This window comes from Acinetobacter sp. CIP 101966, from assembly GCF_000369725.1.
GTDB classification, from domain to species: Bacteria; Pseudomonadota; Gammaproteobacteria; order Pseudomonadales; family Moraxellaceae; genus Acinetobacter; species Acinetobacter lwoffii_Q.
Genome location: NZ_KB850159.1, coordinates 395,980 through 411,732, shown reverse-complemented (window position 1 = coordinate 411,732; position 15,753 = coordinate 395,980). Strand labels below are relative to the sequence as shown.

Sequence of the window (15,753 nt, the reverse complement as noted above, 5' to 3'; positions counted from 1 at the left end):
CCGCAAAGTTTAATCAGACTTTGCACAAAGCCAGTAACCATACGTAAAGACAGACGGAATAAGGATTTAATCATTAAGCAGCATTGGATGGCTGCGTCGGAGTAGGTTTGATTTCGCCCTTGTTTGCCTTTTGATGGCGCATACCATTGCGTAGCAGGATCAAACCAAATGGCAATATTTCCGCGACTCATGAGTGCTCGGTTATATGCGGGCCAATTGGTTGTGCGGTAGATTTTGTGTGTAGGCTTCTTCATTTGAAAATTATATCGCTGAAAAAGCCTTTACAGATAGGTTTGTGCAACAAAGCCATTTGATACGCGAAAGTCCCTCTTTCTTAAATAGGGATTTAGGGAGATTAAAAATCTAAAAACAAAAAAATCCCCTCAATCGAGGGGTTTTTTTATATCGAAACTCTCTGTACACGACAAAAATAGATAACTCATTGAAATAATGTCATAATAATTGTTTTCTAACGACGAATACTATGACACATCTCAATGAGTTATATCTTATCTTAAACAAATATCTAAAATGGAACAAGTCACATTTAAAGTGCTTTGCGCTCATCATGCTTGTGATTATTTTAAAGCAAACATGTAATCTTTCTTCTGCATCTAAAGCCTTGCCCATCAAGTGCTTACCACAATCATTTTATCGACGTATGCAGCGCTTCTTTGCAGGTCAGAATTTAGATTATCGTCAAATTTCTCAGTTGATTTTCAATATGTTTTCATTCGACCAAGTGCAACTGACTTTAGATAGAACCAATTGGAAATGGGGAAAACGAAATATTAATATCCTGATGCTCGCAATCGTTTATCGTGGAATAGCGATACCTATCCTTTGGACATTGCTTAATAAACGTGGAAATTCAGATACGAAAGAGCGTATTGCTTTGATTCAACGCTTTATAGCCATTTTTGGTAAAGACCGTATTGTGAATGTGTTCGCAGACAGAGAGTTTATCGGTGAGCAGTGGTTTACATGGTTAATTGAACAAGACATCAACTTCTGCATTCGTGTTAAAAAAACTTCATTGTCACCAATCATTTAGGAAAGAATCATAAAATTAGTGATTTATTTCGCCATCTTAAAGTTGGTCAAATTGAATGTCGTAAACGACGGATTTTGGTTGGTCGGGTGAAACTATATATAAGTGCACTACAGTTAGAAAATGGAGAGCTTTTACTCGTCGTTTCTCCTCAGTTTAATGCCAATGCTATTCAGGATTATGCATTACGCTGGGAAATTGAAACCTTATTCAGTTGTCTCAAAGGACGCGGGTTTAATCTTGAAAATACGCGCTTGACAGACCCTAGACGAGTGAAAAAATTGATTGCGGTGTTAGCTATAAGCTTCTGTTGGTGTTACTTAACGGGTGAATGGCAACATGATCAAAAAAAAGCGATAAAAATAAAGAAGCATGGACGACTCTCAATGAGTTTATTTCGCTATGGTTTAGACTATGTTCAAATGGCGATTCAGCGTTTAATTGGTTTTGGGAAAAAAGAAGAGTTTAAGGAAATTTTGGCAATTTTAAGAAGGCAGAACCCTGATAGGATAAGGGTTCTGTGAAATTTGTCGTGTACAGAGATCGAAACTAGAGAATTCTTAAACCACAGAATCATCCAAATTCGGCGCTAACCAACGTTTCGCTTCATCCAAGGTCCAGCCTTTACGCTTCGCATAATCTTCCAACTGGTCGCCAGAGATTTTACCCACGTTAAAATATTCAGTTTCAGGGTTTGCATAATAGAAACCACTGACTGATGAAGGTGGCCACATCGCAAAACTTGTTGTTAAGTACGTACCAATCTTGTCGGTTGTACCTAACCAGTCAAACAATGGCGCTTTTTCAGAATGCTCCGGACAAGCAGGGTAGCCCGGTGCAGGACGAATGCCGACATATTTCTCTTTGATCAAATCATCATTTGAAAGCTGTTCGTCTGCTTGGTAGCCCCAGAACTCTTTACGAATACGCTCATGTAAGTGCTCTGCAAATGCTTCTGCAAAACGGTCACCCAAGGCTTGAACCATAATCGCGTTATAGTCATCACCTTTGGCTTTGTATTCTTGCGAAAGTTCTTCGGCACCGAAGATCGACACGGTAAAGCCGCCCAAGTAATCCTGAGCGACATCTTTCGGTGCAACAAAGTCTGCCAGAGAGTAGTTCGCTTTACCCGTCACTTTGTCAGACTGCTGACGTAAGTGTTCGAAGCTGTGAGTTACATTGCCTGTTTCATCCACAACCGCAACTGTATCTGCGGCTACACGGTTTGCAGGATAAATGCTGAACGTCGCACGCGCATCGAAACGTTTATTCTCGATGATGTCTTTCAGCATTGCTTGCGCTTGTTCATACAAATCACGCGCTGCTTCACCCACCACTTCATCTTCAAGGATTTTCGGGAATTTACCCGCCAGGCTCCATGAAATAAAGAACGGCGTCCAGTCAAAATATTCCACCAAAGTTTCAAGCGGATAATTTGTGAAAGTTTCAGATCCGATGAAGTTTGGTTTAACCGGTGCATTCTTGTCGAAGTCGATCTTGAAGCCGTTTTCAACTGAATCTTGATAAGACAATTTCGCCGCTTTCGGTTGCTTGTTAGCAAGACGGGTACGAATTTTTTCATAATCCGCTGCATAGTCAGCCAAAAGTTTTGGTTTCATCTCAGGAGAGAGCAACTGTGTTGCTACACCCACGGCACGTGATGCATCTGCGGTATAAAGCACGCCATCATTATGATATTGCGGTGAGATTTTCACTGCGGTATGCGCTTTAGAAGTCGTCGCACCACCAATCATCAGTGGAATGTTAAAGCCTTTACGTTGCATTTCTTTGGCAACAAACACCATTTCATCCAATGACGGCGTGATCAGACCAGACAAACCGATGATATCAACTTTTTCATCAATCGCAGTTTGTAGAATCTTTTCGCATGGCACCATCACGCCAAGGTCAACGATGTCATAACCGTTACAGCCTAATACCACACCCACGATATTTTTGCCGATATCGTGTACATCGCCTTTCACCGTAGCCAGCAGGATTTTACCTTTGGCCTCAGCTTGGGTTTTCTCGGCCTCAATGAACGGGTTCAACCACGCCACAGCCTGTTTCATCACACGCGCAGATTTCACCACTTGCGGCAAGAACATTTTACCGGCACCGAACAGGTCGCCGACTACGTTCATACCCGCCATCAATGGACCTTCGATCACATCGAGTGGGCGTGTAGAGTTTAAACGTGCTTCTTCGGTATCTTGGTCGATATAAGTCGTGATGCCTTTTACCAACGCATATTCAAGACGTTTTTCAACAGACTCATTACGCCATTCCAGATTTTCTTCGGCTTTTTGCGTACCACTTTGACCACGGTATTTTTCAGCAACAGCAAGCAGTTTTTCGGTTGCTTCCTGACCACTTTCACCCTGGTTCTGGTTTAATACAACATCTTCAACCGCTTCTTTCAATTCTTTATCGATGTCATCGTAAATCGCCATCTGACCGGCATTTACAATACCCATAGTCATGCCTTGCTGAATAGCATGGTACAGGAACACCGAGTGAATCGCTTCACGCACCGGTTCGTTACCACGGAACGAGAACGATACGTTGGATACACCACCAGAAATCATCGCATTTGGCAGGTTCTGTTTAATCCAGCCAGTCGCTTCAATAAAGTCCACACCATAGTTGTTGTGTTCTTCAATACCGGTTGCAATCGCAAAGACGTTCGGGTCAAAGATAATATCTTCAGACGGGAAACCCACTTCATTCACCAGAACATCATATGAACGTTTGCAGATTTCTTTTTTGCGCGTAGCTGTATCGGCCTGACCATCTTCATCAAATGCCATCACGATGACCGCGGCACCATATTGACGGCAGAGGCGGGCACGTTCGACAAACTCGTCATGACCTTCTTTCAGGGAAATCGAGTTCACCACGGCTTTGCCTTGCACACATTTCAGGCCCGCTTCGATAATCTCCCATTTAGAAGAATCCAGCATGATTGGCACACGTGAAATATCCGGCTCAGAAGCAATCAGATTCAGGAAATGCACCATCGCACCTTGTGAATCGAGCATGCCTTCATCCATGTTGATGTCGATGATCTGCGCACCGGCTTCAACCTGTTGACGGGCAACATCAAGTGCTTCGGCGAAGTTTTCTTCACGAATCAGACGCAGGAATTTTTTCGAACCGGTGACGTTGGTACGTTCACCGACGTTCACAAACAGTGAATCTTTGGTGATGTTAAATGGCTCTAAACCGCTTAAACGACAGGCAGGTTCAATTTCAGGAATTTGACGAGGGGTAATGCCTGCAACAGCATTTGCAATCGCGCGGATATGATCCGGCGTAGTACCACAGCAACCACCGGTAATATTAATTAAGCCACTTTCTGCAAATTCTTTAATAAAGGCTGCAGTTTCTTCCGGCGTTTCATCATATCCACCGAAGGCATTCGGCAAGCCAGCGTTTGGATGTGCTGAAACAAAGGTATTGGCAACGTCAGACACGGTTTTAACGTGTGGACGCATCGCATCTGCACCTAGGGCACAGTTAAAGCCGATAGAAAGTGGCTCTGCATGGCGCATCGAGTTCCAGAAGGCTTCAGCGGTTTGACCAGTCAATGTACGACCTGATGCATCCGTGATCGTACCTGAAATCATGATTGGCAATTCATAGCCCAATTCTTTAAAGACTTCTTTCACTGCAAAAATTGCGGCCTTGGCATTCAAGGTATCGAACACGGTTTCGATCAGGATGATGTCTGCACCACCTTCGATCAAGGCTTTGGTTGATTCAATATAGTCAACTTTGAGCGCATCAAAAGTGATGTTACGGAACGCCGGGTCATTCACGTTTGGAGAAATAGAGGTGGTACGCGATGTCGGACCAATCACACCTGCCACAAAGCGTGGTTTTTCAGGCGTTGAATATTTGGCACAGGCTTCTTTGGCCAGACGCGCTGCTTCACGGTTAATCTCGGGAACCAGATCTTCCATGTGGTAATCCGACATTGAAACGCGGGTACCGTTAAAGGTGTTGGTTTCAATAATGTCGGCGCCAGCTTCCAAGTAAGCTTCATGAATGCCTTGAATGATTTGTGGCTGAGTCAGCGCCAGCAAATCATTATTACCTTTGAGATCATAGGCCCAGTCAGCAAAACGCTCACCACGATAATCGGCTTCTTCCAGTTTATGGCGCTGGATCATAGTACCCATCGCACCATCGATAATTAAAATTCTTTTGGCAAGAAGTTCTTTTAAAGTGGTAAGTGTAGACATTCAAACTTTCTCAGCAGAAATCAAAAAAAACGACGCTAATCTTAGCAGATTAGTTGGCTGATTTCTGCTGAGATTGCTCAGAATGATGGATAAGCATGATATGAAAATTTGATAAGTCATCTAGAAAAACAACAAGTTTTAACATCCGGATCAGAAAATATTGCAATCTCTAATCTGATTCGATGTCTTTGAGACAGTAAACAAAATCAAAAAATTAAGCTGATGCTTTTATTCATGAAATTGTCATATTGATGGCTTATGCTGTGCAAATGAAACTTTTGCTCAGCTTGATGACAGGCAGGGCGTAAATCGTTTTGGTAGCAAAATATGTTGAGTTTTTAAGCTTGAAGAAGCTGGAATCTTATCTTAAGTAAATGATTTATAAAATCAAAATCTAGTGTTTTAGTCGGAATTAAACAGGACGAATAGCAGCAAGAAAATCCAAATAATTGCTTCATATGACAGCAGTTTGTCATATAATTGTCACAATTCAACTGAACAATATGGGGATTCTTGAATCCTCTATTCCTGCTTGCATGAATCCTAATCAAACTCCCGTAGATTCAGCACACGGGTCGGCTTCCCAAAAGTCGACCAATGTTCATGTGCCAACACCGAAATTCTTTATGCCGGTGTTCCTGACTCTTATTATCACTACGCTGATTTATATCGGCTTCCAGTTGTCTGCAGATTTAGCGCATGTACCGGCCTTGGGCTTGTATTCAGTTATTTTGTTAGCGACGGCACTTTTTATTGCGTTGAGCTTTGAGTTCGTCAATGGCTTTCACGATACCGCCAATGCTGTGGCCACAGTCATTTATACCAATGCACTTTCAGCTCCTGTCGCAGTGATGTGGGCCGGCTTCTGTAATTTCCTTGGGGTTATGGTCGCCAGTGGTGCGGTCGCTTACGGCATTATTGCGTTATTGCCGGTCGAGCTGATCATGAATGTCGGCTCCGGAGCAGGCTTTGCCATGGTCTTTGCCATGCTGATCGCAGCAATTCTCTGGAATCTGGGAACCTGGTTTCTCGGTATTCCGGCATCCAGTTCACATACCCTGATCGGTTCGATTCTGGGTGTGGGCATCATGAACTATATTCTGAATGCCGGTACTGGCGCTTCAGGTATAGACATGGAGCAAGTCATGAAAGTCGGTAAGGCGCTATTATTCTCGCCTTTAATCGGTTTTGCATTTGCTGCAATTGTGTTCCTGCTGGTGAAAAAAATCTTCAAGCGTCAACTGGAATTGTTCCAGCCACCTGAAGGTAACAAGCCACCGCCACCATTGATTCGTGCCATGCTGATCTTTACCTGTACTGGGGTGAGTTTTGCCCATGGTTCAAATGACGGTCAAAAAGGTATGGGCCTGATCATGCTGATTCTGATCGGCTGTGTACCGTTGGCGTACTCGCTGAACAAGAATCTGGATGCACAACATATTCAATCTTTTGGTCAGTTATCTGCACAAACAGCGGATGTGATCTATCCAAATCATCAGGATATTCCGGATGAACAAGCTCGTGATGTGATCACCAAGTACATTCAGACCAAGGAAATTACCCCTGAAGTCGTGCCTGCATTGGCAAGCTTGACGGATCATCTGGGTGAAAAAGTTGGTAGCTATACCAGTATTAAGGATGTTCCTGAAGCTCAAGTGTCTGAATTTCGCAACGACATGTACCTGAGCACCACAGCATTTAAACGTCTGGATAAAGCAGAAGCTTTACCAACAATGAGTGCTGCACAGGAAAAAACAGTAGATGAATACCGTGACAATCTGGATTCATTCCTGCAATACATCCCGACCTGGGTGAAAGTGGCGACAGCCTTGGCACTTGGTCTGGGTACGATGGTCGGCTGGAAGCGTATTGTCGTGACTGTCGGGGAGCGTATTGGTAAACAGCATATGACTTATGGTCAGGGTATGTCTGCCGAACTTGTTGCGATGTCAACCATTGCGGCAGCAGATGGCTTTGGTATGCCGGTATCCACTACCCATGTATTGAACTCTGCAGTAGCAGGTACCATGGTGGCGAACAAGTCAGGTCTGAACTTCCAGATGGTGAAAACCATTCTGTCTGCCTGGGTCTTTACCTTGCCAGCAACGATCTGTCTGTCAGGCGGTTTGTATTGGGTACTTTTAAAAGTGTTCTAAGTTATTTAGACATAAAAAAAGCTGCTCTAGAGCAGCTTTTTTTATGGGTGATTTTTACTTCTCCCTAACCCTCACTTGCGCTTCGTTTTAAAAGTGGTGCTTTAAAACTTGCTCAGGAGAGGGGACTACATTAATTATTCAAATAAAGAAAATTTAAATTAAATAGTATTCATTTTATTAGAAAACGATATTTTTAGATGTTTGCTACTACTAATTTGAATCCATTGGGAAAGCTCCCTCTCCCTTTGGGCATAGGTATCTACACATCTATGAGATACCTAATGCCATTGTGGCTATCTCATTGAGTTCATCTATTGAATATTCCGAGAGCAGTTGAAGAGTGTTCAGTAAAATCGAAAGCCCTGCCAATAAGGCAGGTGCACTTTCCAACCTACCTCTTTTCTGCTGCCGACCTGAAAGACGGGTGAGAAATACACGAATTTTCTGATGGTGTTCATCTTCAGAACGCTGGATTCGCCAAGTTAAAACACAAGCCATACAGCTAATCAGTAACCGCCTTAAAATGGCTTCAGGTCTGGTCTGAAGCCATGCTTCAATATCATGACCTGCCTGCTTGAGCAGCTTGAAATAGCATTCAATTGTCCAGCGCCAGTAATACCAGGTCGTCATCTCTACCGTAGTAATCTCTGATGGAACATTGCTGATTAGTGACCATCTTGCGACGGTCTTATCCTGATCATCTTTCACTACGGCAACAATTAATCTGGCTTCAATCGCACTCCCTGGCTGGGGAGCAACCCGTTGGCCTGAATCGTCATTTCTCTTCGGTTTTGCTGCACGTGTTATCCGGATAGCAGTTTCTCCCACATGCAACATATGCCGGTTTCCTTTATAGGCAATCGGCTGGACCTGCTGCGTTTCTACTCGTTCTGCGGCTTCTGCAACTTTGCATGTTTTGCCCTGATGCTCAATTCGATGGCCTTCTTTCGCCCGAATCAGCCATTTAAAACCCTGGCTGCTCATTTCCCTTAGGTGGGCAATGGAGTCACCTTCACGATCAATGATATGAACACATGTTTTCTCAATGGGATATTGTTCAATCACTTTGATTTGTTCGGTAAGTGAATCTAGATGAGATTTGCGCCCAGCAGAGTGTTGACTGAATGTGGAATAGCAGCCTGAGGCATCTGATAGTGTCTGCGCCAGTGGCGCAATAGGTAGTCCCGAGGCTGCATCAACCAGCAGACTGCTTTGCAATTCATAGCCTGAATCATATTGATGGGTTCTTTGCAGGCGCTGAATTTTATGATGGTGTTTCACATACTGTAGCTGAGACCAGTCATGAACAATCAATGCATATTGATGCGGTGATGCCTTGATCTGTTCACATGCAAGATGTTCAATTGGCTGGTTTAACTGACTAAAAGAGATTTTGTCATTATTCAGGAATCGCCAGACCGCTTGTGTGGTTGCGAAACTCGACTTTTGGGCAGAAGCCAGGTCTTTGATTGCCGGAGCAAGTGAAGCAAGAGGGTTCATATTGAGCTTTACAAGGCTGTTATAGCGCTTGACAAGACGCTGATCCAGGCCAGAGATGTTAAATTGAAGAGCATGCTCTTCAATTTAACGCAAAGTTCAGGAATTGTGTAGATACCTATGCCCTTTGGGAGAGGGCTGGGGTGAGGGGATAAACATTAGACTTCTTGCGTTAGTCAAAATTTAAACAGCCCAAAGCTACATTTTATAAGGTTTTAGCCAATTCAAAAATTAGGTAAAACGATACTTTCGCAAGAGGTCTATTAAATAAAAGTTTATCTAACGTAGAAGAAGTCTCGAAAGAAGAAAATAAATTACTTCTTCAACTTACTCAACAATCCCTTCGGCAACTTCTCTGTTGCAAAACCGTACAGCGCAGCAAAAGGCAGTGCGGTACGCGCCAGATAAGCGACTCGCCACAAACCACCATGATTCGCGCCATGCATCATCAATTCAAGCGGATGGTTGAGTTTTACTTCAGGATTGGCCACTGATTCTGGATTACGCAGGTCATGAATCCATAGTGCCGCCATAATCGCATTGGTGGTTTCAGGCGCGAAAGCTTCAACATCAAACAGGCTGGCGCCATTGAACGCGGCTTTAAGCAGCGGATTCTTGGTCACAGAATAGGTGGTCGTCGAAGGGGCAATATTGATACTGACCCGCTGCCCTTGAGCGCGAGCCAAGGTGGCACGCCATTGCTGGATACGTTTTGCCAGCGCATAGTTCGGGCCTTGTTCAACCACCAGGCAGTCACAGATACCATAAGCCTGATCACCAGACTGAATCAGTTCATGCGCATTTTTCTGGAAAAAGTGTTTGCGGCTTAAAGTGGAAACACCTTTGGAGATGATTGCTTGTGTCTTGGAGCGTTCAGTATATTTTACTTTTGACGCTTCAATCACTTCACTCGGAACCGCATAAACATCGGTCGGCGTACACATGTACATCAGGCTGGTATTGGCTTTTTGCTGGCTGACATGCTGCATGATGGCATCCATCGCCATGGAGACCCGAACATGCTTTTCACCATCCAGATAGGCAATTGCAGCCAGATCCAGATCCTGTTCGAATTGTAATAACCATTTGGCAATTTCAGGAATCTGGGTCAGCAAATTCGCCCCCAGTTTTTCTTTTAAAATATCAAGTGAAGTATCAGCAGGCAGGTCTTCAGTACATGGCGCATACAGCGTGGCATTGCCTTGGTTGATGGTATCAACAATCTTGCCCCATACACGGGTATTCGGCAGATCAATCGCTACAATATTGGCTTTCCATTTCGCCAGCCAGGTCAGAGGACCGGCTTCAGATGCTGCACCAAACAGCACCGTGGTCCGATCGGAAAGATCAAACCATTCAGGATGCACCACACATTCACGCAGGGCATTGGCATGGCTGGTTTCCACAATGCCTTGGCTTTCCCAGCGCTCAATCTGCTCCAATAAGGCGTCACCTTGCAGCTTTTGACCGTGGTAAGGCACATACCATTCTGGTGCCGATTTGCTATTACCTGTCAGCTTGAAGGTATGCAACTGACCTGCGGGCAGAGTTAAAGCATCTTGTAATACATACTTTTGACCATCACGGTAAAATTCAAAAGTCTGATGGGCCTTTGCCAATCCATCTTCAGCAATTTTCAAGCTGGCTTCAGGAGAACTCAGTCCCTGTTCGACCAGTTGCTTAAAATGTACTGTGTAGTGTTTACGCCAGTTTTTTTCTGATTGTGCCTGTTGAGAACTGTGTGAATCGACATTGGCTAGCGCTGCCGCGATGATTGCGCGCCCTGCTTTAGAGCTACTTGGTTTTTGTTGCTGAGACTGAAGAGGAAATTGAAGACCGTCTGGTGTAGTGGACATGCAAAATATCTCGAGAATGACAGTAATTAATATACAGGTGTATACATTATCGCTGCAAAATTCAGTCCAAGATTGGCATTAAGTGACATCATCACTTTCTAATATATTACGAGATGTTTCAAACAAATAAGAGAGCAGAAGCTCTCTTATCAATTTTTAGCAGAAATATGAGGTTCAATTCATATATAGCCTCATTCTCTTATCATTAAATAACCCTAATTAAAATGGAACTTGCATCAGTTTATTCAGGAAATGCGGAATCAGGCGTGGCTCCAGAATAATCGTCATGACCACCCCGTAAGCCGCTCCCCATAAATGCGCGCTGTGATTAATGTTGCTATTGCCTTTTTTGCCTGACCAGATGCTATAAGCTACATACAGCACAGCAAAAATAATGGCAGGAACCGGAATGAAGAACACAAAGATCAACTTCCAAGGTTCAAACAGAATATAGGCAAACAGTACAGCCGAGACTGCACCGGAAGCGCCGAGACTGGCCCAGCGCGCATCATTTTTATGCTTCAGGTAACTTGGCAGAATCGCTGCGATCAGACCACCGAGGTAAAACAGGATAAAACCCAGGTCATACAGATATTGACGATAAAAGCTTTCAATCACGCTGCCGAAGAAGAACAGGGTAATCATGTTAAACAAGAGATGAGCTCCATCCGCATGGATAAAGCCATGCGTAATAAAGCGGTCATATTGTCCACGTTGCAGTGCCGGTGGCCAGAAAATCAGGCGATTCATCACCGTCTCTTTGGAGAAAGCAATAAATGACACAATACAGGTGATCAGAATAATGGTCACGGTATGATTAAAAGGTAAATCAAGCATATAAATGATTCTAAGGGTGCCTATTTGCCAATTATCATGCCATTAAAATTAAGCTAAAGTTGTACTTTTATAATAAATCCGACAATTTTAGTTGATTTTTAAAAATTACCCCGCATCTTCAGTTAAAATGGCCGCTTGAGCTTGAGGAAATTATTGTTATGTCGACTGAGAACAGCAGCACTCCAGTTGTTGGTGAAATTCCCAACTTATTGATTACACCAACAGCACAAGAGTATTTAAAGGATCTACTGGATAAACAGAACACCCCGGGTATTGGTGTGCGTGTTTTTGTAGAGCATCCGGGTACTCCTCGCGCTGAATGTTGCATGGCCTATAGTGCACCTGATGAAGTTGTACCGACAGATTATAAGCAGGAATATCCTGATTTCCCTGCTTTTATCGACTCGCCATCTATTCCGTATTTACTCGATGCCGTGATTGATTACAACAAAGACCGTTTTGGTGGTCAGTTGACTTTCCGTGCACCGAACTCCAAAGTGCCACGCGTGGGTCCAGATGCATCGGTAGAAGAGCGTATTACCTATGTATTACAGTCTGAAATTAACCCAGGCCTGGCAGGTCATGGTGGTAACTGTGCACTGGTTGAAGTTAAAGAAGACCCTGAAAAAGGTTTAACCGCTGTACTTAAATTTGGTGGTGGTTGCCAGGGCTGTTCAGCGATTGATATCACGTTGAAGCAAGGTGTTGAAACCACATTAAAACAACATGTACCAGAGTTAATGCATGTCGTTGATGAAACGGATCATAGTCAGTCTGAAGGTGCGTATATGAAATAAGCTGTTCTATATAACAGTTTATTTATCGCATTTTAAAAACCTCGAACTTTCGAGGTTTTTTTATATCTGGCTTATAATATAGTGAATATAAATGATAATAATTATCAATATTAATTGCATTTGAGTGAAAAGTTGTTACACTTTGCAACCGAATAAACATGATCTCTTCATAAATATTGGGGCGCGCAAGGTATGAATAAGCCATTCTTAAAAACAACTTTGGCATTTGCTGTACTCACAGCCATGGTGGGAAATACATCTGCAGTAGAAGTTGTTGTTCCACAGGCGGAAGCGACTAAATTGCAAACAATTGTGGTGACCGCAACAGGTTATGAGCAAGATTTGGCTAAAGCACCAGCTTCCATTACCGTGATTGATCGTGAAGAATTAGATAAACGTGAATATAACGACATTACTGATGTACTGCGTAATACGCCCGGGGTAGTGGTTTCAGGTGCAGGTTCTGCACAGACCATCAGTATTCGTGGTATGAGTTCAAACTACACCTTGTTTCTTGTAGATGGTAAGCGTCAATATGGCAAGGATGTCAATCCGAATGGAAACGATGGAGGTTTTGAGAAAAATATTTTGCCATCGCTTGCCGCCATTGAACGTATTGAAATTATTCGTGGTCCAGCTTCTACACTCTATGGTACGGATGCCATGGGCGGGGTAGTCAATATCATTACCAAAAAAGTGTCTGATGAATGGTCTGGTCATGTCGAATTAGGAACCACGCTTCAGGACAGTAGCCGTTCAGGTGATATTAAAAATGCTTCTGCATATCTTGCCGGGCCTTTAATTGCAGACAAGCTGGGCTTGCAGCTGGCAGTCAATAAGCAGGAACGTAATGAAGACCATTATGTGGGCGGTTTTCGTGGCACAGAACGTGAAAGCTTAAATTCACGTCTGAGCTATGCCATTAATGATGATCATGATGTGCAGGTTGAAGCCAATTTTGTGCAGCAGGAATCCACGACTTCAGTCGGTAAGACGGTAGCAGCCGTTCAAGGCGCTGCAGATTCATTCTCGCGTAATTACCGTAACGTTTTTCAGTAACCCATAATGGCCGTTATAGCGATAACTTGGACAGTTCATCTTATATCCAGTATGAAAATTCAAAAAATCCGGATCGTGGAAATACGGAACTCGGCACCAAAGGGATTACCCTGGATACATGGACAGCGAACAGTCAATGGAACTTAGCCTTAGGTGATCATACGCTATCATTCGGGGGATATCTTAAAGATGAAAAACTGGTCGATAAAGCGACTAACCGGAATCCCAATGCACCTGAATTTAGTGAATTAACACGTTGGTCTGCTGCCGCTTTCCTTGAAGACACCTGGAGTATTACGGATCGCTTCGATTTAACAGCTGGCCTGCGTTATGACCATGATGAAAACTATAGTGGCCATTTATCACCACGACTGTATGGGGTATACGCGGTAAATGATAACTTTGTAGTAAAAGGTGGTGTGGCCACAGGTTATAAACAGCCTGATATTCGTGCAGCCACAGAAGGGTTCTATAGCGTCACGGGTGGCGGTGGTTCACCCTTAGCAACAGGCCGTGGCATCATCCGTGCCAATCCGGACTTAGAACCAGAATCAAGCGTATCGACTGAATTAGGTTTCAACTGGAAAAATGATTATATCAATACATCGCTGACTGGCTTTATCACTAAATATGAAGATCGTATTACGGAAGTTCGTGCCTGTGAAACCGATACTGATGGCACCACAACAAACCGTAATAACTGGCAGAATTGGAAATGTTTCGAAGGAGATATTCCATTCTACTTTATTAGTGAACGGATCAACGTGGATGAAGCAGAAATTCGTGGTGTAGAAGCAACGGTAGAAGCCAGTCTGAATGATTATACGATATTGACTGCAAACTATACTTATACCGATTCAGAGTTTAAATCGGGTGCTTTTAAAGGCCAGCCACTGAACCAGATGCCGGAACACATGTTTAATATTGGTGTGGATTATGAGCTAAATGATGCACTCAATGTATGGAGCCGCTTGCACCATCGTTCTGAAACCTCTGCTTACTTGAGCCGTACCTCTATAGCTCAGCCAAATCCAGGTTACCAATTTGTAGATGTCGGCTTTAACTATAAGTTCAGTCCGAATCTAACAGGTAAATTTGGTGTCTATAACCTACTGGATGAAAAAGCTGAAGATATTGATGGTGATCAACTATTGGATGGTCGTCGTTACGGTATCAGTTTGAATGCAAAATTCTAAGCAAATGACAATATAAAAAAGCCGCTTTATAGCGGCTTTTTTATTTAAATTTCAAGGATTTTTAAAGTATCTTCATGATAATAAAATTGTTCCAGATATTTTCGTGCACGTTCACGTAAATGACCCTGGGAAACCATCTGCTGGATTACCGGGCTGAGCAGATGCTGCAATTCATTCTGAATGAGAGATTCATCAATATTCAGATCACGTAATAACTGATCAAAGGTATGTTCCTGATTGCGTACATACCAGGTATGAATTCCGTCATGCACTTGCTGCTGCAGATAGTCCGTCTGGCGTATGTGATCCCAGATGTCATGACCTAAGCCGACCGTCTGATTCAGGTCCTGCAGCTCAATATAATTCTTCAAGACCGATACAGGCATATCCTTGATTTTATGCCAGAGATTGGCCTGAAAATGATAGAGTTTCTCGTCGTCAAAATGCTGGTTTAGCACATGCTCACTCATCTGGCTGAGCTTCAGAATGTTCTTTTGCAGATAACGTGCAATGGTGCTATCGAGGTTGGTATCGGTGACATTTTCCAGAACGGATTTTCCCATTTTCATAAAGCGGGAAACCCCGGGCACGCTTTTGGCAATCATGGAGTTATCCAGATAATCCTGAATAGAATGCTGGATCAATTGCGTAATCATGGCTGAAAATGCCGGATTATTGACTACGGTTTTAATCAGACGTTGCCGATGGCCACTTTTGCTGGCCACATACTGGGCGATCTTGTCTACGGTCAGGACTGGGATCAGATCGGCAATTGTGGTGGAATCATTGGCCGGATGCACCAGGGCAAAACGGATATGTTCGGCAATCTGTTCAATCAGAAAGCTGCTGGCAGCAGTACCCAGAATCTGTTTTTGCAACAGCTGATTGATCAGTTCACAGCTCCACAGCTCTTTTAGAGTCTGTTTACGCAGCCACAAATAAAACGCATGAAACTCGCTTTGAATCGTTTCAGATTGAGAAAATGCCTGATCGAGAAAATCAAGTTGAGCATCGATCAACTGCTCAATCATCGGGTGTTTCTGCATAGCATCTCTGA

9 protein-coding genes and 1 pseudogene are annotated in these 15,753 nt (G+C 43.5%); 4 read left to right on the top strand and 6 right to left on the bottom strand.

Annotated elements, in window-relative coordinates:
* Positions 1-254 (bottom strand): transposase (locus F891_RS04865; protein WP_171066339.1); only part of this gene is annotated, 254 nt, incomplete at its 3' end.
* A gap of 230 nt (positions 255-484) precedes the next feature.
* On the opposite strand from F891_RS04865, the gene F891_RS17285 reads away from it, so the two are divergent.
* Positions 485-1,575, top strand: a protein-coding gene (locus tag F891_RS17285; RefSeq protein WP_155756692.1) for an IS4-like element ISAba1 family transposase whose coding sequence is annotated in 2 segments (ribosomal slippage) — positions 485-1,025 and positions 1,025-1,575 — 1,092 coding nt in all. Because the reading frame shifts where the segments join, the coding sequence is not laid out codon by codon here.
* Between the two features lie 36 nt (positions 1,576-1,611).
* Here F891_RS17285 and metH read toward each other — a convergent pair.
* Positions 1,612-5,298, bottom strand: coding sequence for a methionine synthase (gene metH, locus F891_RS04850; RefSeq protein ID WP_005104673.1), 3,687 nt, complete (start codon positions 5,296-5,298; stop codon positions 1,612-1,614).
* Positions 5,299-5,834: 536 nt separating this feature from the next.
* On the opposite strand from metH, the gene F891_RS04845 reads away from it, so the two are divergent.
* Positions 5,835-7,454: an inorganic phosphate transporter gene (locus tag F891_RS04845; protein WP_034439196.1), complete on the top strand. Its 1,620-nt coding sequence runs from the start codon at positions 5,835-5,837 to the stop codon at positions 7,452-7,454.
* A gap of 267 nt (positions 7,455-7,721) precedes the next feature.
* On the opposite strand, the gene F891_RS04840 is transcribed toward F891_RS04845, so the two are convergent.
* From F891_RS04840 to F891_RS04830, 3 genes are all read right to left on the bottom strand, one after another.
* Positions 7,722-8,954 carry a transposase gene (locus F891_RS04840; RefSeq protein WP_004730312.1) on the bottom strand — a complete coding sequence of 411 codons (1,233 nt, stop codon included), beginning with the start codon at positions 8,952-8,954 and terminating at the stop codon, positions 7,722-7,724.
* A 311-nt stretch (positions 8,955-9,265) separates the two neighbouring features.
* Entirely contained in the window at positions 9,266-10,807 is a 1,542-nt protein-coding gene (locus F891_RS04835) for a hypothetical protein (protein WP_005262391.1), read from the bottom strand.
* A gap of 219 nt (positions 10,808-11,026) precedes the next feature.
* Positions 11,027-11,644, bottom strand: coding sequence for a rhomboid family intramembrane serine protease (locus F891_RS04830; RefSeq protein ID WP_004646259.1), 618 nt, complete (start codon positions 11,642-11,644; stop codon positions 11,027-11,029).
* A 158-nt stretch (positions 11,645-11,802) separates the two neighbouring features.
* On the opposite strand from F891_RS04830, the gene nfuA reads away from it, so the two are divergent.
* Together nfuA and F891_RS04820 are read left to right on the top strand one after the other, a co-directional pair.
* Complete coding sequence (nfuA, locus tag F891_RS04825) at positions 11,803-12,441, top strand: Fe-S biogenesis protein NfuA (protein WP_004279400.1); 639 nt, start codon at positions 11,803-11,805, stop codon at positions 12,439-12,441.
* Between the two features lie 192 nt (positions 12,442-12,633).
* A pseudogene (locus F891_RS04820) lies at positions 12,634-14,696 on the top strand (TonB-dependent receptor domain-containing protein).
* Positions 14,697-14,740: 44 nt separating this feature from the next.
* On the opposite strand, the gene F891_RS04815 reads toward F891_RS04820, so the two are convergent.
* Positions 14,741-15,742 carry a hypothetical protein gene (locus F891_RS04815; protein ID WP_005104667.1) on the bottom strand — a complete coding sequence of 334 codons (1,002 nt, stop codon included), beginning with the start codon at positions 15,740-15,742 and terminating at the stop codon, positions 14,741-14,743.
* Between the last annotated feature and the right edge of the window lie 11 nt (positions 15,743-15,753).